The sequence below is a fragment of the Paenibacillus sp. sgz302164 genome, assembly GCF_056120505.1.
In genome coordinates this window covers 159,809-176,797 of the sequence record NZ_JBVYOL010000016.1, presented here as the reverse complement: position 1 = coordinate 176,797, position 16,989 = coordinate 159,809, and the positions used below count along the sequence as shown (strand labels likewise).

Annotated in this window: 12 protein-coding genes; 2 read left to right on the top strand and 10 right to left on the bottom strand. The window is 53.7% G+C overall.

Features of this window, described 5'->3' with window-relative positions; genetic code table 11:
- Positions 1–42 precede the first annotated feature (42 nt).
- The 6 genes from AC0LWT_RS25385 to AC0LWT_RS25360 all read right to left on the bottom strand — a co-directional run bounded on the left by AC0LWT_RS25385 (position 43) and on the right by AC0LWT_RS25360 (position 8,809).
- The gene (locus AC0LWT_RS25385; protein ID WP_474684062.1) at positions 43–2,214 is read right to left on the bottom strand and encodes a CBM35 domain-containing protein; all 2,172 of its coding nucleotides are present in this window, start codon (positions 2,212–2,214) and stop codon (positions 43–45) included.
- Positions 2,215–2,349: 135 nt separating this feature from the next.
- Positions 2,350–3,837 (bottom strand): response regulator, encoded by a 1,488-nt coding sequence (locus tag AC0LWT_RS25380; RefSeq protein ID WP_474684061.1) that lies wholly within the window; start codon positions 3,835–3,837, stop codon positions 2,350–2,352.
- A complete protein-coding gene (locus AC0LWT_RS25375; RefSeq protein WP_474684060.1) occupies positions 3,825–5,579 on the bottom strand; it encodes a cache domain-containing sensor histidine kinase in 1,755 nt (584 codons plus the stop codon). The genes AC0LWT_RS25380 and AC0LWT_RS25375 overlap by 13 nt, the downstream gene beginning before the upstream one ends.
- Before the next feature lie 73 nt (positions 5,580–5,652).
- A complete protein-coding gene (locus AC0LWT_RS25370; protein WP_474684059.1) occupies positions 5,653–6,468 on the bottom strand; it encodes a carbohydrate ABC transporter permease in 816 nt (271 codons plus the stop codon).
- Complete coding sequence (locus AC0LWT_RS25365; RefSeq protein WP_474684118.1) at positions 6,468–7,382, bottom strand: carbohydrate ABC transporter permease; 915 nt, start codon at positions 7,380–7,382, stop codon at positions 6,468–6,470. Before AC0LWT_RS25365 ends, AC0LWT_RS25370 begins: the two co-directional genes overlap by 1 nt.
- A 101-nt stretch (positions 7,383–7,483) precedes the next feature.
- Positions 7,484–8,809, bottom strand: coding sequence for an ABC transporter substrate-binding protein (locus tag AC0LWT_RS25360; RefSeq protein ID WP_474684058.1), 1,326 nt, complete (start codon positions 8,807–8,809; stop codon positions 7,484–7,486).
- Positions 8,810–9,257: 448 nt separating this feature from the next.
- On the opposite strand from AC0LWT_RS25360, the gene AC0LWT_RS25355 reads away from it, so the two are divergent.
- Positions 9,258–9,773, top strand: coding sequence for a YfiT family bacillithiol transferase (locus AC0LWT_RS25355; RefSeq protein WP_474684057.1), 516 nt, complete (start codon positions 9,258–9,260; stop codon positions 9,771–9,773).
- A 1,145-nt stretch (positions 9,774–10,918) separates the two neighbouring features.
- Here the strand turns inward: AC0LWT_RS25355 and AC0LWT_RS25350 are convergent.
- From AC0LWT_RS25350 to AC0LWT_RS25340, 3 genes are all read right to left on the bottom strand, one after another.
- Positions 10,919–11,557, bottom strand: coding sequence for a TetR/AcrR family transcriptional regulator (locus AC0LWT_RS25350; protein WP_474684056.1), 639 nt, complete (start codon positions 11,555–11,557; stop codon positions 10,919–10,921).
- A gap of 66 nt (positions 11,558–11,623) precedes the next feature.
- On the bottom strand, positions 11,624–12,262 hold the full coding sequence (locus tag AC0LWT_RS25345) for a YigZ family protein (RefSeq protein WP_474684055.1): 639 nt from the start codon (positions 12,260–12,262) through the stop codon (positions 11,624–11,626).
- Between the two features lie 157 nt (positions 12,263–12,419).
- Complete coding sequence (locus AC0LWT_RS25340) at positions 12,420–13,775, bottom strand: glucose-6-phosphate isomerase (protein ID WP_474684054.1); 1,356 nt, start codon at positions 13,773–13,775, stop codon at positions 12,420–12,422.
- Between the two features lie 136 nt (positions 13,776–13,911).
- Between AC0LWT_RS25340 and AC0LWT_RS25335 the strand changes: the two genes are divergently transcribed.
- Positions 13,912–15,204 (top strand): NAD(P)-binding domain-containing protein, encoded by a 1,293-nt coding sequence (locus AC0LWT_RS25335; protein ID WP_474684053.1) that lies wholly within the window; start codon positions 13,912–13,914, stop codon positions 15,202–15,204.
- 48 nt (positions 15,205–15,252) lie between these two features.
- On the opposite strand, the gene AC0LWT_RS25330 is transcribed toward AC0LWT_RS25335, so the two are convergent.
- The gene (locus tag AC0LWT_RS25330) at positions 15,253–16,968 is read right to left on the bottom strand and encodes a glycoside hydrolase family 2 protein (RefSeq protein WP_474684052.1); all 1,716 of its coding nucleotides are present in this window, start codon (positions 16,966–16,968) and stop codon (positions 15,253–15,255) included.
- Positions 16,969–16,989 lie beyond the last annotated feature (21 nt).

Below are 16,989 nucleotides of genomic sequence, written 5' to 3'. Positions count from 1 at the left end.
GCGTTTTTCCTTTCAGGGAAGCTGCGTATTTTTGTAAAATACCTAATTAACGCTCGCGGCAATTTGAATTTTGTCGATATTGGGCGCATACCCCGACGAACTGTTCGAGAATTTGATCGTGTTATTGCCCGCGTTCAGGGCGACATCCACAACCATTGTACGGTAATTGGACCAGCCAAGCGTGTTTCGGAAATACGCTTTCTTCGCGGCGCCGCCGTTCACGCTAATGTCTGCATAACGATCAACGACATTGGTGTTATAGTTCGACGCGCCCGGTCCCAGCTCGCCGTTGGCGTAAGTGACGACCATCCGGTACACCCCGGCCGTGGAAACATTTACATTGTTAAACTGTAAGGTGTTCGCCGCGCCCCCACCGAGCCACCCGACATATTTGCCGCCGGATGCGGCGGCATCTCCGATGGCGGCTGCCGCGCCGGACAGCGTATTGCCGGACGCTTCGGCTTCATAAGCTGCGATCGGCCCCGTTGCAGGGGTCACGTCGATATAATCGATATTCGCGGCATCCGAATCATCATTGGTGAAGGCATTCATTCCGATCCGGTTAATGCCCGCGGTCAAGAAAACCTTGGTCGTCGCGTTCGCCCAGGTGCTCCAATCGGCTGTGCCGGCCAGCGAAATATCCTGCAGCTGCGCGCCGTTCAGCGTCATTCGCAGCTTGCGGTTAGCCGAAGCGCCTGCAAAAGGCCCTGCGGAATACCGCAGCGTCACATTGTAATACCCGTTCGACGGCGCGGTGACGACGAAGTTCGTGCTGGCGTTGCTGCTTCCGCCATATCCCTCCACATACGATGTACCGGAATAGCCCGTATTGTTTCCGGTATGAACGAAAGCCGAGCCGGACAGGCTGGCGTATTCCGCCTCGTACCGGGTCGAGGCGTTGGCCGGCGACAGATCCCTGTTCGGAGTTATAATCATATGATAAGCCGACAACGCTTTCATATTACTGACCGGAACGGTAATCTGCCCGCCGGTAACGGCATAATCGCCTTCCTGGACGAAATAAGGCCCGCTCGACGCATTCAGGCCCGAGTTATCCACTCCCCATACGATAGCGTGCACCGTATTTCCGAAATATGGGGCCGAACCGAAGCCCTTCACGACGACATCCGTGGCAAATACGTCGGTGCTGTTCTGCGACCCGCCAAAAATAACTCTCGCCTGCTGTTTGTTGTTATCCAAAGCGGCCAGCCCCTGCAGAGAGCCCGAAGGATTGGGAGGCGTCACTGTCACGGTATTGCCGGTCAATTCGCCGTACCACTTGTACAGCCACCAGCCGCCGGTCGCCTTGTTGTTCTCCGTAACCAGATCGTTCAGCGTTCCCGCCGTCGTCCAATAAGCCAGGCTGCCGTATACTTTGCTGTTTTCAAACCTGGAAACAAACTGCACCAGGTTGCCCGGAACGCCAAGGTCGGTATTTATCCTTCCATATTCGTTGATCGAAATCGGTCTCTGCGAAATGCCCAGATTGGATTCAATGCTTCTGTAGTTGTTGTAATGATTTTGCCAATTCGCGAAAAAATCGTTGCCGAGTTCATGCCAGGTGATAACGTCCGGCAAGCAATTGTTATTTTTGGCAAAAGTCATAAACTGTTGATATACCGAACTGTCATAATAGGCGAAATTAATGCCGCCGATTTTCGCATTCGGGTCGATGGAACGGATTTTTTGGTAAACCGTCTTCCAATCGTTAAAAAAAGTCTGCAATTTATCGCTGTTGTTGTACCAGATCCAATTCGGCTCGTTAAAAGGGACATAGACGTAATTGTTATGGTTCGGGTCCGCCGACAGCTGCCGCACCATCGTATCCACTTTGGCCAAATAATCATTGATGCCCAGATTGTCATAGGGCCAATTCTTGTAAATATCCTGCATAATAATTTGAATCTGTTTCCCGCCGGTTCTGAAAAACTGATCTTGCACATCGAAGACGTCCCCATTCGGGTGCTGCAGGCCGCCCGGCGGTTTTTGGCTGGCATACTGCGTTTTTAGAGGAGCCAGCATATTGTCGGTAGGAATCCCGTCGTTGCCTAACCCGTACAAATATCCCGTCGCCCCGTACAGCAGGTTCCCCGTGTTCGAGGATAAATCAACAACCATTTGAGGATTGGCCGCGAAGCCCGCATTCGGAACGGCCGCAATAGAAAGAAGCAAAGCAAACGTTTGGACAATGGCAAACTTTTTCTTTTTCAACACGTTTTTGCACCTCCGCAATTCATGGTCATACATTGACAATCACGTCAACTCCTTTCGAAATCAAGCACATATGCAAACGCTTACAAGTTACTCACCTCCTTTCAATCCCCTTGCGGAAGCGGTACGGATAGTTGCTTATGATAAAATGCTTTTCTTGAAATCCGAAGGGTATACGCCCACAATCTCGGTGAACAGCTTCGTAAAATGGCGTGTGCTGTAATAGCCCACCTGCTCGGCGACTTGCTGGATGTTCAGCCGGTTCTCCATAAGCAGCTCCTTGGCCTTCATGATGCGCATACGGGTTAAATACTTGACAAACGGGGTCCCTGTTTTTTTGTGAAACAACGTGCTTAGATAACTCTGCGTAACGTTGAGCTCTCCGGCTATTTGCCCAATGCCGATATTGTTCTTATAATTACGTTCCATGTAAGCGAGAACCTGCTCCACCAAATCAAGCGTGTAAGGCTCGCTCTGTTTGTGCAGCAGAAGCTGATCCCCCATTTTCCGCAGCTGCCCGATCAGGCCGGGAATGCACGCTTCGCCGTCGCAGCTGGCCTGAATTGGAAAAACGGTTTGCAAGTAGTACTGCAAACGGCTCATATCCACCGTTTCTTTGAGCAAATGGCTTTCCAGTTCTTCCAGCGTTTTTTGATAATTCATGTACAGCTTGTTTTTGTATTCCTGAGCAAGCTGCAGCATATGTTTGCCCGCTTTGAAAGCCGCGCTTTGCAGCGTGGCGACGGAGGCCATTTCGCCGATCGCCCATTCGCGGTTCATCCCGGCGGCGACCCGGCAGCACGCCAGCTCCTGGATCCGCCCTATCTGGCTTTGAAACTCCATGAAATCGCCCGTTTCCTCCGTCTGAATCAAAGTAAATGCCGCTGACTCCGAGCGGAACCGGCTCATCACGCTTCTCACAGCGTTCAGATACGAGTCGAGCTGGCTGCGTGCTTCCGGCTTGCTCGGGTCCCAGACGCCGATCGCCGCAATTTCGCCGCGCGGCAAAGCGATGAGCGCAAGATGAACGCCGTACGCGACATGGTTCTGCATACACTGCCGGACAGCGAGGATGAATTTGCTGTGCAGCGCCTCCAGCTCTTGGGGGGATGCGCAGGCGTCGATATAAAGCACCGAGCCTTGAAACCTCCCGCTTCGCAGCAAGCTGTCTTCAGGCTCCGCTTCCCAGGGCACCAAACCGTGCATGAGCGAAAACAGCTGATATTCGAACTGCTGATTGAGCTGCTGCAAATACTGCTTGTTGTCCTTGCTGATCATGGCGATCGCTTTTTCCAGATCGGACGGGTTCACCGGCTTGAGCAAATATTCGGATACGCCAAGCTGGAGCGCTTGTCTGGCGTACTGAAAATCCGAATATCCCGATAAAATAATCCACTTCGTCCGTGGAGAGACGGCTTTGGCTCTGCAGATCGCCTCGATGCCGTCCATTCCGGGCATCCGGATATCGACGATTGCCGCTTCCGGCTTATACTTGGCCACCATCTCCAGCAGCTCTTCCCCGTCCGCCGCCTCCCCCACGACTTCCCAGGACGTTTCCATTTCATGGATCATACTGATCAGTCCGATTCTTACCAAAGGTTCGTCATCTGCAATCACGATATGCATCCGATCTTCGCCTCCTTAAAGGGAATCTGGATTTCCACGATCGTTCCTTCGCCTGGAACACTTTGCAAAGAAAACCGGGCTGCCGGGCGAAACAGCAGGAGCCTTTCCCGAACATTGGGAATCCCTACGCTGTCCGCTGCGAGGTACGGATAAAATCCGACGCCGTTATCGGCGATCGATATGTGCACCGCCTTCCCTGTACTCCCTTCGGCATCATCCAGAATACGCACCCGAATCGCAAGCTCTCCCTGGCGTTTCAGCGGTTCTATGCCATGAATAATCGCATTTTCCACCAGCGGCTGAAGCAAAAGCTTAGGCAGCTGCACCGGCTCGGCGCGCGCATCCATATCGATCGCGACATGCAATTTGACGCCGAAGCGGATCTGCTGCAGGTCGCAATATTTTTGCAAAAATGCGACCTCCTCTTTCACCGTCGCCATATCCTGATGCTCCAGCATGTACCTCAGCATACTGCTGAGGGACAGTATCGCTTTTTCCAGCAGGCGGCTTTGACCGGACCTGTTCAATCCGATAAACCCGTTCAACGTGTTGTACAGAAAATGGGGGTGAATTTGCGCCTGGAGCGCGCGGTATTCCGCATTCCGCTGGCCGAGCACGGCCCGGTATTCGCGGTCGATCGTCTCTTTCAACTGCGCGATCATCATGTTCAACGTCATGCCGAGCTGGGCGATCTCATCCCGGCCGCGCACGTTAAGCCGGCGGTCCCAATTGCCGCGCTGCACGCTTTTCATAACGTGGACCATATCCCGGAACGGTTTGACGATCCACTGCGACAGCGATATGTTCAAAAACAGCGTAAGCAGCGTGCCCGCAGCGGCGAACAGGGCCCCGATCCAATATATCCACGTCAGCTGCGATTCGAATTCGCCGTTGGAAAACAAGACGGCAATGCTCCAGCCCGATTGGTCCATCGTCTTGACAACGACCCGGTACGTATCCCTGTCTCCCGCCACCGTAGATTTGCCGGCCGCCAGCTGCGCGCGCATCTTTTCATTGAGAGGCTGATTGGAATAAAGCGGCTTCTTGTTTTCATCCAGCAGCGCAATGATCGTCGTGACGTTAAATTTGACCTCGCTTAACATTTTTTCCAGAACGATATTTGCCGCATCCGTCATGATCACGCCCAGCGGCTTGCCGGAATCGGGGTCCTTCAGCAGCCGGGAGATGGAGAACACTTCCCTGGGATTGTCCGTCTGCAAATAATCCTGCTTGTGATTGCTGATATAGGCGACCTTGCCGTCCAGTTCCAGCGCCTTCAAGTACCACGATTGCTCCTTGTAACGGTAATTCGGCGCGGGATCGGATGTGTTCTCGGAGGTGATGACATACACGGAGCCGTCTTCAGGCAGAAGGATTGTCCCCAGAATATCTTTCCGCGTGTTGATTAGCTGCCTGGGCAGCGCGTATCTCAGTGCTTTTTCCGCCATAAACCGGGAGTATTCGCTGGATTGCGCGTATTGATCGCTCGCTTTCAACTTCAGCCCCACCATCACATCATCGTTCAAATAGGGGGTGATCGTCAGCCGTTCCAGATCGTCCAAATACATTTCCACGTTGCGGGTCAGCGAAGTCAGCGTGCCTTCGGACAGTAGCGTCGTCTGTTTGACGAACAAGTTTTTGTAGTAATAGGGAAGCACGAAAATAATGATAACGACAGGCACAATGACCGTCAGCAAATACAAAATAATCAGCTTCGAGCGAATGGACATCGCCGCCCTCATAGCAGCACCTCTTCCCCATTGTATCCGTAACCCCATCTTAACCCAGGCGGATAAAGCAGGGAAGCGGGCTTGTTTACCCTTTTACGGCACCGGAGGCCATCCCGCTAATGAAATACCGCTGCAGGAACAAATACACGAGAATGATCGGCACGGCGCCCATTAGCGATCCGGCGGCTACCCAACCGATATTGTTGTTGTATTGGCTGAAAAAGCCCGACAGCGCGACCGTAATCGTCCGGGTATCCGTTTTTTGCAAAAAAAACAGCGAGAACTGAAAGTCGTTCCATATGTTGACGCAGTTCAAAATGATAACGGTAGCCGTAATCGGCTTCAGCAGAGGCAGGATGACGCGGTAAAACAGCATAAAACGCCCAGCCCCATCGATCAGCGCAGCTTCGTCAATTTCATACGGAATGGAGCTGATGAACCCCGTATACAGAAAAATCGTCATCGGCAGGCTGAATGTAACGTGCAGTAAAATAATGCCCCAATAATGGTTCATCGCCCCGATATCCACCATCACCTTGTAAAGCGGCACTAGAGTCATGAGCGGAGGCACGATCAGCGCCGAGATGAACACCGTATACATCATTTTGTTGAGCCTGGTCTGGTGTCTGGACAGAGGGTACGAAGCGATGGAGCCAAGCACGACAATAAGAACGCCTGCGCTGAACGTAACGATAAAATTGTTCATAAAAGCCGTGCCCAGATGGGCTTCATTCCACGCGTTTATAAAATTGTCCAGATATACGTATCCGGGAGATACCCATTTGGATGTCAAATCGTCGGCAGCTTTAAAAGAGGTCGTACACAAGATATAGAAAGGCAGCGCATGGATGAGACAGATCAGGAGAGCCCCTGTGCCGAGCCAAAAAGAACGCTTCTTCATTATGCCGCTACCTCCCTGCGTCTTAAATAAAACAGCGTCGTGATGCTGACGACGGATATGATCGCAAACATGAGAATACCGATTGCAGCCGCGTATCCGGCGTCCTGACGACCGAAATACAGCTGATAATTGAGCGTGGACAACGAGGCGGAAGCATACCCCGGACCGCTATTGGTTAAAGCTACAATGACATCGAACAGCTTCAGCCCGCCAATAATATTCAGCACGATGCTGATCGTTACCGAAGGGGCCAGCAGAGGCCAAGTGACGTGGAGGAACCGGAAGACGGAACCGGCGCCGTCGATTTTGGCAGCTTCATAGTAATCTTTGGGAATCGTTTGCAGCCCTGCGAGATAAATGACCATGGCAACGCCTACAAACTGATACGTGTTGACAAAAGTGATGATCCAGACGTTAAGATTCGTAATCCCCAGCAGGTTGACCGGCTGATCGGCGAACAATAAAATGATATCGTTAATGGCCCCTCCCCTGTATTGAAAGAAGAAATACCAAATGTATCCCATAATCAACGGGCTTATAATCGCCGGCAAATAGATGATCGTTCTCGCCAAGCCTTTGAGGCGGATCTTCTGATTTAAAAACAGCGCATAGGCGAGGCCGATGATGTTTTGAAAAAGCGTGCTGCCCAAACCGTAAATGAACGTATTCCGGATGACTCTGGCGATGTCAGGATCGGAGAACATGCGCCCATAATTGCTTGCGCCAACCCATTTATAGTCCTGAGAGTAACCGTCCCAGTTCGTGAAGGAAATCTGTATCCCTTTGAAAAACGGATAAAAAATAAAGATGCAAAACAGCAGCAAGGCCGGGAGATACAAAATATTCAAAACGGAAGCGGAACCGAGCGATTGGCCCAAACGGCTTTGCCGATTCCCCTTCACAGCGGCCGGCATTTGCGCTTGAACGATTTCTTTTACCGACAAATTCACTCCCCCCTTATATGTGGAGAACGGGGGACCACCGCTGCCGCATCGCCCCGCTCCCCGCCGATGCCTTATTTGTTCCTCAATCGTTCGACTTCCTGCTTCATTTTGTCGGAATACTGCTGCGGGGTCACCTGGCCGGCCAGAAGGGCTGTTCCCGTTTTGCACAAAACGTCCCACATGCCGTTCGGCAAATACACCCTGTCAAAATAAGGGAATACGCGAACATTGGCATATTTATCGTAATACTCGGTAAATTCGTGCTTGGCCGTCACGCCTTTCAGGCCCGGAGGAAGCTTGGTCACGTTGGCGAACTTGCTCATATTGTCAGGCTTGGCAAAGTAGGCGACCAGCTTTTTCGCTTCATCGATATTTTTGCTGTCCTTAAAGACGCCCATCGTCAGACGCTCGCCGCCTGAGAAGTTGGGCTCGTCACCCGGCATCATCGCCGGAACCGGCATAAACCCGATTTTCACATTCGGATTCACTTTGTGCACTTCATCCGCAAAAGAAGGTCCGAGCAGCGTGAAAGCTACTTTGCCCTGAGCGAACAGCGAGGACAGATCGCTGTATTTTGCCGTGAGAACGTCCTTGTTGGCGTAACCTTTCTTCGATATTTCCAGGAATTTCTCCGGCAGCGGGTCCCATTTCCGCCAATCCATTTTATTGTCGAGCAGGTTTTGCGCTTCGTTCTGTTTCGGACTGATCAGGAGCGATGTCGCAAAATAATCGAAAAACTGCCCGATCATCCAGTCGTCGATCCCCGAGAAGTAAAACGGCGTCACCTCGCCCTTGCTTTCCGTCTTTAATTTGTCCGCCGCCGCCAACAGCTCGTCAAACGTTTTCGGCGGTTCGATGTTGTACTTTTTCAACAGATCGGCGTTGTACGTTAAACCGTCCTTCGCCTCGCTCAACACGAGCGCATGCACTTTGCCGGTTTTATCCGTGACGACATCTTTAATCGTGTCGGTCAGCTGCGGCACCCACGGCTGATCCCTCAGATCGGCCAAATATTTGCCGTACCGGATCACTGCCCACCCGTGCGTATCGAAAATATCCGGCAAATCGTTCGCCGCCATTTTGACCTTCATCATGTTTTCGTACTCAGTGCCCGGAAATTGCAGGTCTACGTCGATATTCGGATTCTCCTTATTGAAATCGCTTACGATTTGTTTGTACACTTCCTGCACCGGCTTATCCGACGACGCGCTGTACACCGTAATTCGCTTCTTGTTCCCGCCGCTCGCCTCCTTCGCCGCCGCCGTGCTTGCAGCCGCTTCCGTCTGTTTCGCCGTATCCGACGACTTGGCTGAGGATTCCGGTCTCTGGGAACAACCTGTCAATGCCAGCGACAAGGACAACGCCGACAGCACGACTGCGCTTGATAGCTTTTTCATACTGCTTGAACCTCCCTGATATAAGTTGTAGCATCAACATCTCTGTTCTGTTGATATTTTCATGCTATCACATTTGGTTGCGCTTACATATGCCATGAATATTAAGTCCGTGCGCTCATTTATTTACTGCCTAAGCGAGCGCACGTCACTTTTTTACTTTTACAGGCATCGCGGGTCCGCATTATCTGTCCATAATTAATTGTGATCCTCCTGGTATTGTTTGTGAACAGCACGAATGCCAAAAATACCTGACTCCGCCTGCTTGTTAGCAGTATAATGAGACAGACGCCGAACTACAAGCCCAAACCCAACGCGCCTCTCCCGGCGCCCGTTGCGACGCTGCACCGTAGGTGGGCCGCATGTGCTCGACCGACCGCCGTCATGCAGCGCAACACCACGCGCTGGGAGCTTCGCGCGGTATAATTACATGTTGGAAAGAGGCGAGCCTATGGATCCATACCGTTACCCGATCGGACAGTTCGAGCCCTTGCGGAACCCAACCCCTGAACAACGCAGCCGCTGGATCGAGGACATTCTCGAAATACCGGCAGCGCTCAGAAGGACCGCGCAGCACCTGACTCCGGTGCAGTTGGACACGCCATACCGCCCTGGCGGTTGGACCATTCGGCAAGTTGTCCATCATATGGCCGATAATGACATGAATGCCTATATTCGTTTCAAGCGAGCACTCACTGAGTATAATCCCACGGCCAATTCGTATCGGGAAGATTTGTGGGCGGAATTAAGCGACTATCAAGCGCCTCTCGAACCGTCGCTGCTTCTCCTGGAATCGCTTCACAGCCGATTTGCAGAGCTGCTCCGTTCGCTGTCCCCTGCGGACTTTCAAAAAACATTTACGAGCCCCACCCACGGCCTCATGAGCCTGGATGTCGCCGCCCAAAGATACGCCTGGCACAGCCGACATCATATCGCACAAATCGCTTCACTCCTGGAACGTATGTGAAAAAAAGAAAGGGCTTCCCAAAGTCCGATGACTTATGGGGAAGCCTATTCCGGTAAACCTTCAGCCTGCCCCCCGATTAGGGATGGCAGGGAAATGCAATCGCTTCGCGACTGTGGCGCGAAGCCGCCTGCGAACGATGCACGGCATCGTTCGGATGCGGATGCCGAGCGCACCCCTCGGGCTCGCCGACGCATGCTGCGATGCTTGGCATCGGTAGAGACGCGCGGCCCGTTCGGCTCCGCTTGCGCATACATCGATGCTCGGCATCGTTCGGACGGGTGCCGAGTACGCCTCTCGGGCTCGCCGACGCATGCTGCGATGCTTGAGAAACGCCGAAAAGCTCCGCAACAGCACAATTTTCGTGCTCCTAGACGGCTCCGCCGCGGCAAAGCCTGCAATTGTGCAGGCTTTTTCGAAGAAAACGGCTCGTTTGGAGGAAATTCCTGCAATTGTGCAGGAATTTCCGATCGTGAGAGGGCTAAGCCTCAAATTTTAGAGAAAAACCTGCACTTTTGCAGGAATATTTCTCGGTGAGCATACGAAGGAGCAAAAAGCTGCACTTTTGCAGGCTTTTCGCTCCTGGCCAAATAATCGTGCCGCTTCCACCGGACAAGCATTCGTCAGTCTCGCAGTCAGCTAGACTTCGCGCGCACGCCCTGCGATGCCTCTTTGCCCGCGAGCTTTGCGTCGGTCTCACTTTTGCTGGCTTGCTGCTCCTGCCAAATAGTCGCGCCGCTTCCACCGGGTAAGCATTCGTCAGTCTCGCAGTCAGATAGACTCCGTGCGCATGCCCTGCGATGCCTCTTTGCCCGCGAGCTTTGCGTCGGTCTCACTTTTGCTGGCTTGCTGTTCCTGCCAAATAGCCGCGCCGCTTCCACCTGGCAAGCATTCGTCAGTCCCGCGGTCAGGTAGACACCGCACGCTTGCCCTGCGATGCCTCTTTGCCCGCGAGCTTTGCGTCGGTCTCACTTTTGCTGGCTTGCTGGTCCTGCCAAATAGCCGCGCAGCTTCCACCGGGCAAGCATTCATCAGTCCCGCGGTCAGCTAGACTTCGCACGCATGCCCTGCGATGCCTCTTTGCCCGCGAGCTTTACGACGGTCTCCCTGGTATCGCAGCCAGGAGACCGCCCCGACCCGGCGCGTGACTAGGCCGACTCGGGGCTGATCAGCGTTACGTGCGGCCGCTGTTCGTGCCCTTCCAGACCAAGGCTCACGCAGATTAGCCGGACATGCTCTTCGGCCAGCTTACGTACTTCTTCATAGCTTTGCCCGAATTGAATGCTGTAAGAAATAAGACCGTGCATGGACATGAACAAGTTCCAGGGAAGCGTATACTTTCTACTTTCCGCTCCCGGCTCGCCGGCCATCACCTGTCGGATGACAACCGCAAACATTTCGAGGCATTGCGCTTGTTCGGTTCGGGAATACTGCTGAAGCTCCGGCTCATGAATCATGAACATCATTTCATAGTGATTAGGATTGTTAAGACCGAACCAGATAAACTCCAGCATCAGCTTTTGAAGCAGATTCACGCTGAAGCCCTGCTCGCGCAAAATCATCTCTCTCTGCCGCTGCAGCAGCAAGGAAAAGTCGTCTTTAATCAATGCATAGAACAGTTCCGCTTTTTCGTTAAAATGATAATATAATGCTCCATGACTGTAGCCCATTGCTTTAGCGATGCTTCGCATCGTTAAAGCACGATAGCCGTAAGTATTGAATAAATCCCGCGCTTCCGTCAGAATTCTTTCTCTGCTTAGCTCCTGCGCGACTGCTTTCCTCGCCATTCCAATCCCTCCGAATCCTTAGCCGTATGCGGTTATGTGTGTACTCCGAATCCGAGAACCCGCCCCTTAGGGCAGGCTCTTGTGTATAATGTACTCGTTCTCTCCTGAAAGAATGACACCTTGACCTTGCGTTATATCCGTGAGCCAACCAATAAAAGAATCCGCCTGATCCGCGATCGGGAAGCACGTCACAGACACTTTATCCGTGAAAGCGATCTCCCCGAGCAGCATGCCCTGATTCCTCAGCTCGTTCTCCAGCTTGCCGTACCACGTATAATCAACCTCTACCAGCACCCTCCGGTGGTTGACCTTGTAGATCGGCTTCGCCGCTTCAATGCCCGCCACGGCTCCATCCGTATACGCACGGATAAGTCCGCCCGCGCCGAGCATAATGCCGCCAAAATAACGGGTGACGACAACCGCGACATTTTTGAGCCCCTGATGCTTAATGACTTCCAGAATCGGCTTGCCCGCCGTGCCGCTCGGTTCTCCGTCATCAGACTGCTTTTGTATCTGATCCCTTTCTCCGATCATGTACGCCGAACAGTTGTGCGTGGCCGAGGCGTGCTGCTTTTTGACAGCTTCAATAAATTCGATGGCCTCTTCTTCCGATTCCACCGGCTTGGCATGTCCGATGAAACGCGATTTTTTAATGACAATTTCCGCCGATCCGTACGACTCAACAGTTTTAAAATGTGCTAACATAGCCGACCTTTCTTGGTAGAAGGGAAACATCTGTTTCATTTCATTCTACACACATCAGTTTGCTTCTACAATATGGAAAGAAAATTTACTACATAAATATTGGTAAATCGCCTATAAAAAAACGATCGATCCCTAAGGATTGATCGTTTTTTGTCCGTTATTTTTGCAAGCGCGCTTCGAGCTCCGCTTTTTCCTGCTCATAGCCCGGTTTGCCGAGCAAAGCGAACATGTTCTTTTTGTACGCTTCGACGCCCGGTTGGTCAAAAGGATTGACGCCAAGCAGGTAGCCGCTGATACCGCATGCTTTTTCAAAGAAGTAAACCATATAACCGAATGTATACGGGGAAATGTCCGGCAGCGTCACGATCAGATTCGGAACGCCTCCGTCCGTATGGGCGAGCATGGTGCCTTCGAACGCTTTTTTGTTGACGAAATCCATCGTTTTGCCGCTCAGGAAATTCAATCCGTCCAAATCCTCACTGTCGGTGCCGATCGTAATTTGCTCAGCGACCTGATCGACCTGAATGACCGTTTCGAACAAAATGCGGTTGCCCTCCTGCACGAACTGTCCCATGGAGTGCAGGTCCGTGGAGAAATCAACGGAAGCCGGGTAAATCCCTTTGTTATCTTTGCCTTCGCTTTCGCCGAACAGCTGCTTCCACCATTCCGAAACGAAATGCAGTGCAGGCTCATAGTTGACGAGAATCTCGATCGTTTTGCCTTTGCGGTACAGCGCGTTGCGCACAGCTGCATACTGATAGCTCAAGTTCTCGCTCAGGTTCGGGTTCGCGAACTCCTTGCGCGCGTCCGCCGCGCCTTTCATCATCGCTTCGATGTCGATGCCTGCAGTCGCGATCGGCAGAAGACCTACCGCTGTCAGAACGGAGTAGCGTCCGCCTACGTCATCGGGAATGACGAACGATTCGTAGCCTTCCGCCGTCGCCAGCGTCTTCAGCGCGCCGCGCGCTTTATCGGTCGTTGCGTAGATGCGTTTGCGGGCCGCTTCCTTGCCGTATTTTTTCTCCAGCGCTTCACGGAAAATGCGGAATGCAATGGCAGGCTCGGTCGTCGTCCCGGACTTGGAAATCACGTTGACGGAGAAATCTTTGCCTTCCAGCAGCTGAAGCAGATGGGTAACGTATGTAGAGCTGATATTGTTGCCGACAAAATATATTTCAGGCGTTTTGCGGGCGCCTTTTGGAAGTATGTTGTAGAAAGAATGCGACAGCATTTCGATCGCGGCGCGGGCGCCAAGGTAGGAGCCTCCGATTCCGATTACTACGAGGGCATCCGAGTCCGATTGGATTTGTTTGGCGGCTGCTCCAATGCGGGCAAACTCTTCGCGGTCGTAGTTCTCCGGAAGATCCACCCATCCCAGGTAGTCGGAACCCGCTCCGCTCCCGTTGTGAAGCTGCTCGTGGGCAACTTTCACCTGCGCGGCCAAATAGTCGACCTCATGCTGGGAAATAAAGGATAACGCCTTGCTGTAATCAAAATGAAGTTTAGTACTCATTATTCTCTCCTCCACTCTATTTTTTTCCTCTACCTAGCATACTTATTTGCTCGTACAAATGCAAGTCGATCAGGCATTCACAGGGCATGCTCCGCATGATAAAATGATTGATAAAATATAGCTTGAGGTGATGGTCATGAAGCGTATTGGATTCATCGGACTTGGGACTATGGGTAAACCTATGGCCGCAAACCTGATTAGAAAAGGTTATACCGTAACGGTATATAATCGGACTGCCGAAAAAACGGACGAGCTTGTCAGTCTCGGCGCAGATCTGGCCCGGACACCTGCGGACGCAGCCAAAGATTCGGATGTTCTTTTCACCATGATCAGCAACGACGCGGCTCTTCTGGAGACGTTTTACAGCGAGCAAGGCGTGCTCAGCGGCCTTCATCCGGCGCTGACGATTATCGATTCCAGCACGGTCGCTCCCCAGACCAGCCAACGGCTGGCCGAAGAGCTTGCCGCGCATTACGTCGACTTCCTCGACGCCCCGGTTACGGGCAGCAAGCCGGCCGCCGAGGCGGGCACGCTGACGTTCATGGTGGGCGGCAGCAGGGAAGTGTTCGACGAGCACTTCGACCTGTTCATGGCGCTCGGCAGCAAAGCCCTCCATCTGGGGCCTTCGGGCGCAGGCTCGTATGCGAAGCTGGCCCACAATACGATGGTGGGCATCAATGCGGCAGGCCTTGCGGAAGGCCTCGCCATCGCCACCAAGGCAGGCGTCAATCCTGCCCAGTTCCTGGAAATCGTACGCGCCGGCGCGGCGAACAGCAGACAGGCCGAGCTCAAGGGCGACAAAATCATCGACCGCGATTTCAGCAATCAGTTTTCGCTGAAACTGATGCTCAAAGACTTGCTGCTGGCCTCCGACCTGACCGGCAAGTTCCAACTGCCTTCGCCGATGCTGCACTCGGCTACCGCGCTATTCCAGATGGGGCTCAGCAAAGGGCTCGGCGAAGACGATTTGTGTGCGGTCGTTCAATGCTACGAGGACTGGATCCGGCAGCAGGTCGCAAGACCGCACGAAGAAACCGCGGCAGCCGAAGCGAAGCCGGCTTCCCCGCTGTCAGGACACGAACGCCGGCGCAACACGCGCGTGAAGCTGGACATCAAGCTGATGCTGTCCGTCTACCAGTGGGAGCAGGAGGGCTCCTTCTCCGGACAAAACATCGAAGGAACGCTGTACGACCTGTCGGAAAGCGGCCTGCAGATTGCGTCCGGCTTCCCGCTCGCGCAGGACATGTTCATCGTCATCCACTTCCCGCGGGAAGCGGATCTGCCTCCGATTACCGGGCGCGTAATCCGCGTCGAATCCAAACCGGACAGCGACCAATTCAGCTACGGCTGCATGCTGTCCGGCCTGCCGCCTTTTGTACGCATCAAGTTGGAGCAGTACATCGAGCGAAACATCGAAAAAGCTTTGTAAAAACAAACAGCCAGCCGATCTATTCGCATAGAAGGCTGGCTGTTTATTTTATTGCCGCGACGGCTTGAAGTATTGCTGCACGACGGAGTAGGCCAGCTTCGGCCGGCGGTAGCGGTCGACGATTCCTTTGCTGTTCTGCGTGCCGGCCCGCGCCAGCAGCCAGCCGGTGCCTTCGGTCACCCGGCAGTCGCAGAACTGCCAAATGAACATCCCGGAAAGATAAGGCCGGGATGTATACGCCGCCAGATTCGCTGCGATAATATCGGCCTGCCGCTCTTCCGTGCCGCGCACCCGCGTCGGATTGCGGTGGCCGTAATGCCCGTCTCCGCCGAATTCGCTCATGATCATCGGCTTGCCTGAGCCGCCGGCCGCATTGGCCCAGCCTCTAGCCTGGTCGCATAGCTCGCCGGGGTCTTCATCTCCGTACCAGCCCGGGTACAAGTTAAACGAGACGATATCCGCCAGATCGAAGCACAGCTCCTTGTCCCGGTGATGCGAAGCGAATGTCAGGGGACGGCTGGCGTCAAGAGCACGGATTTGTGCGAACTGCCTTTTGTAGTGTTCCCTGCCTTCCTCCGTATCGCTCGCGCACTCATTCAAAATCGCCCAGATCGCAATCGACGGATGATTGCGGTGCTGCTCCACCATTTCCCGGTTAACCTGCCCGCACTGCCGGACGAAATTCGGGTTGCGCATTTGCTCCAGGTTGAATCCCCGCGCATGATTTTCCTCCCATACGAGAAAGCCTCTTTCGTCGCACAGATCGAGAAACCGCTCATCGTTCGGATAATGACTGGTACGCACGGCGTTCGCTCCCATGTCGGCCATCAGATCGAGATCCTGGGCCATAAGGGCAACCGGAAATGCCGCTCCGACCAGCGGATGATCCTCGTGCCGGTTAAACCCTTTGAACACGACGGCTTCCCCGTTAATCCGTATGCTTCCCTGTTCCACCGTAACCGTGCGGAATCCGACCCGTTCGATCAGATCGTCCAAAGGCTCGGCATGACCTTGAGCATACAGCTTCACGTCCAGCTCATAAAGGCGTGGCGCGCCAGGAGACCAAGCCTCCGCCCGGGGGCACGCATACTCGCCGCCCCACACAACTGCAGCTCCCGCTTCCATCACGGCCGACCCGAGGTCGAATTCCTGCCCGGCCAGCGTGCCGCGCAGCATCACTTCGGCCGCCTCGGTCCCCGTGTTGCATAGCGCAACGCGGATGTCCGCCTTCCAGCCGCCGCCACTCTCGCTGTCGCCGGCATCCCGGCTCGGCGTAAAAGCGATTCGCCCGATCCGGACATCGGGAACCTCTTCCATAATGGCGGGACGGATGAGGCCTCCGTATGTATAATAGTCGTTCGGCACATGCAGAGAGGACGCTTCGCCGAACGAATTGTCGGCAACCACGACCAGTTCGTGTTCGCCGGCTTCCACACCGCGTACGAAAGCTTCGAAAGCGGTATACGCATTATAATGCTCGGCAATTTGCACGCCGTCCCAATAAATCCGGGCCGTATGGCTGACCCCTTTGAACTCGAACCGCAGGTTGGCGCTGCGGTCAAGCGTCACTTTTTTCCGGTAAGCCCCGACTCCCCGGTACGTTGCAAAATGGGGATGCGTCTCCCAACAACCGGGGACGATCAATTGATAACCATATGACAGGGAAGCGGTATCGGTAAAATCCCCTTCAACCGGCGTAAAATCCCACGTCCCGTCCAACTCCGCGATGCGGCGAACCTTATGTGTTTGAAACAAACGAATCATGATAGGCGGCCTCCTCCTGCA

Bases quoted from the DNA above. Each gene is read 5' to 3' on its own strand.
- AC0LWT_RS25380 (WP_474684061.1), bottom strand. From the start codon at position 3,837: ATGCATATCGTGATTGCAGATGACGAACCTTTGGTAAGAATCGGACTG.
- AC0LWT_RS25375 (WP_474684060.1), bottom strand. From the start codon at position 5,579: ATGAGGGCGGCGATGTCCATTCGCTCGAAGCTGATTATTTTGTATTTG.
- AC0LWT_RS25370 (WP_474684059.1), bottom strand. From the start codon at position 6,468: ATGAAGAAGCGTTCTTTTTGGCTCGGCACAGGGGCTCTCCTGATCTGT.
- AC0LWT_RS25365 (WP_474684118.1), bottom strand. From the start codon at position 7,382: ATGCCGGCCGCTGTGAAGGGGAATCGGCAAAGCCGTTTGGGCCAATCG.
- AC0LWT_RS25360 (WP_474684058.1), bottom strand. From the start codon at position 8,809: ATGAAAAAGCTATCAAGCGCAGTCGTGCTGTCGGCGTTGTCCTTGTCG.
- AC0LWT_RS25355 (WP_474684057.1), top strand. From the start codon at position 9,258: ATGGATCCATACCGTTACCCGATCGGACAGTTCGAGCCCTTGCGGAAC.
- AC0LWT_RS25350 (WP_474684056.1), bottom strand. From the start codon at position 11,557: ATGGCGAGGAAAGCAGTCGCGCAGGAGCTAAGCAGAGAAAGAATTCTG.
- AC0LWT_RS25345 (WP_474684055.1), bottom strand. From the start codon at position 12,262: ATGTTAGCACATTTTAAAACTGTTGAGTCGTACGGATCGGCGGAAATT.
- AC0LWT_RS25340 (WP_474684054.1), bottom strand. From the start codon at position 13,775: ATGAGTACTAAACTTCATTTTGATTACAGCAAGGCGTTATCCTTTATT.
- AC0LWT_RS25335 (WP_474684053.1), top strand. From the start codon at position 13,912: ATGAAGCGTATTGGATTCATCGGACTTGGGACTATGGGTAAACCTATG.
- AC0LWT_RS25330 (WP_474684052.1), bottom strand. From the start codon at position 16,968: ATGATTCGTTTGTTTCAAACACATAAGGTTCGCCGCATCGCGGAGTTG.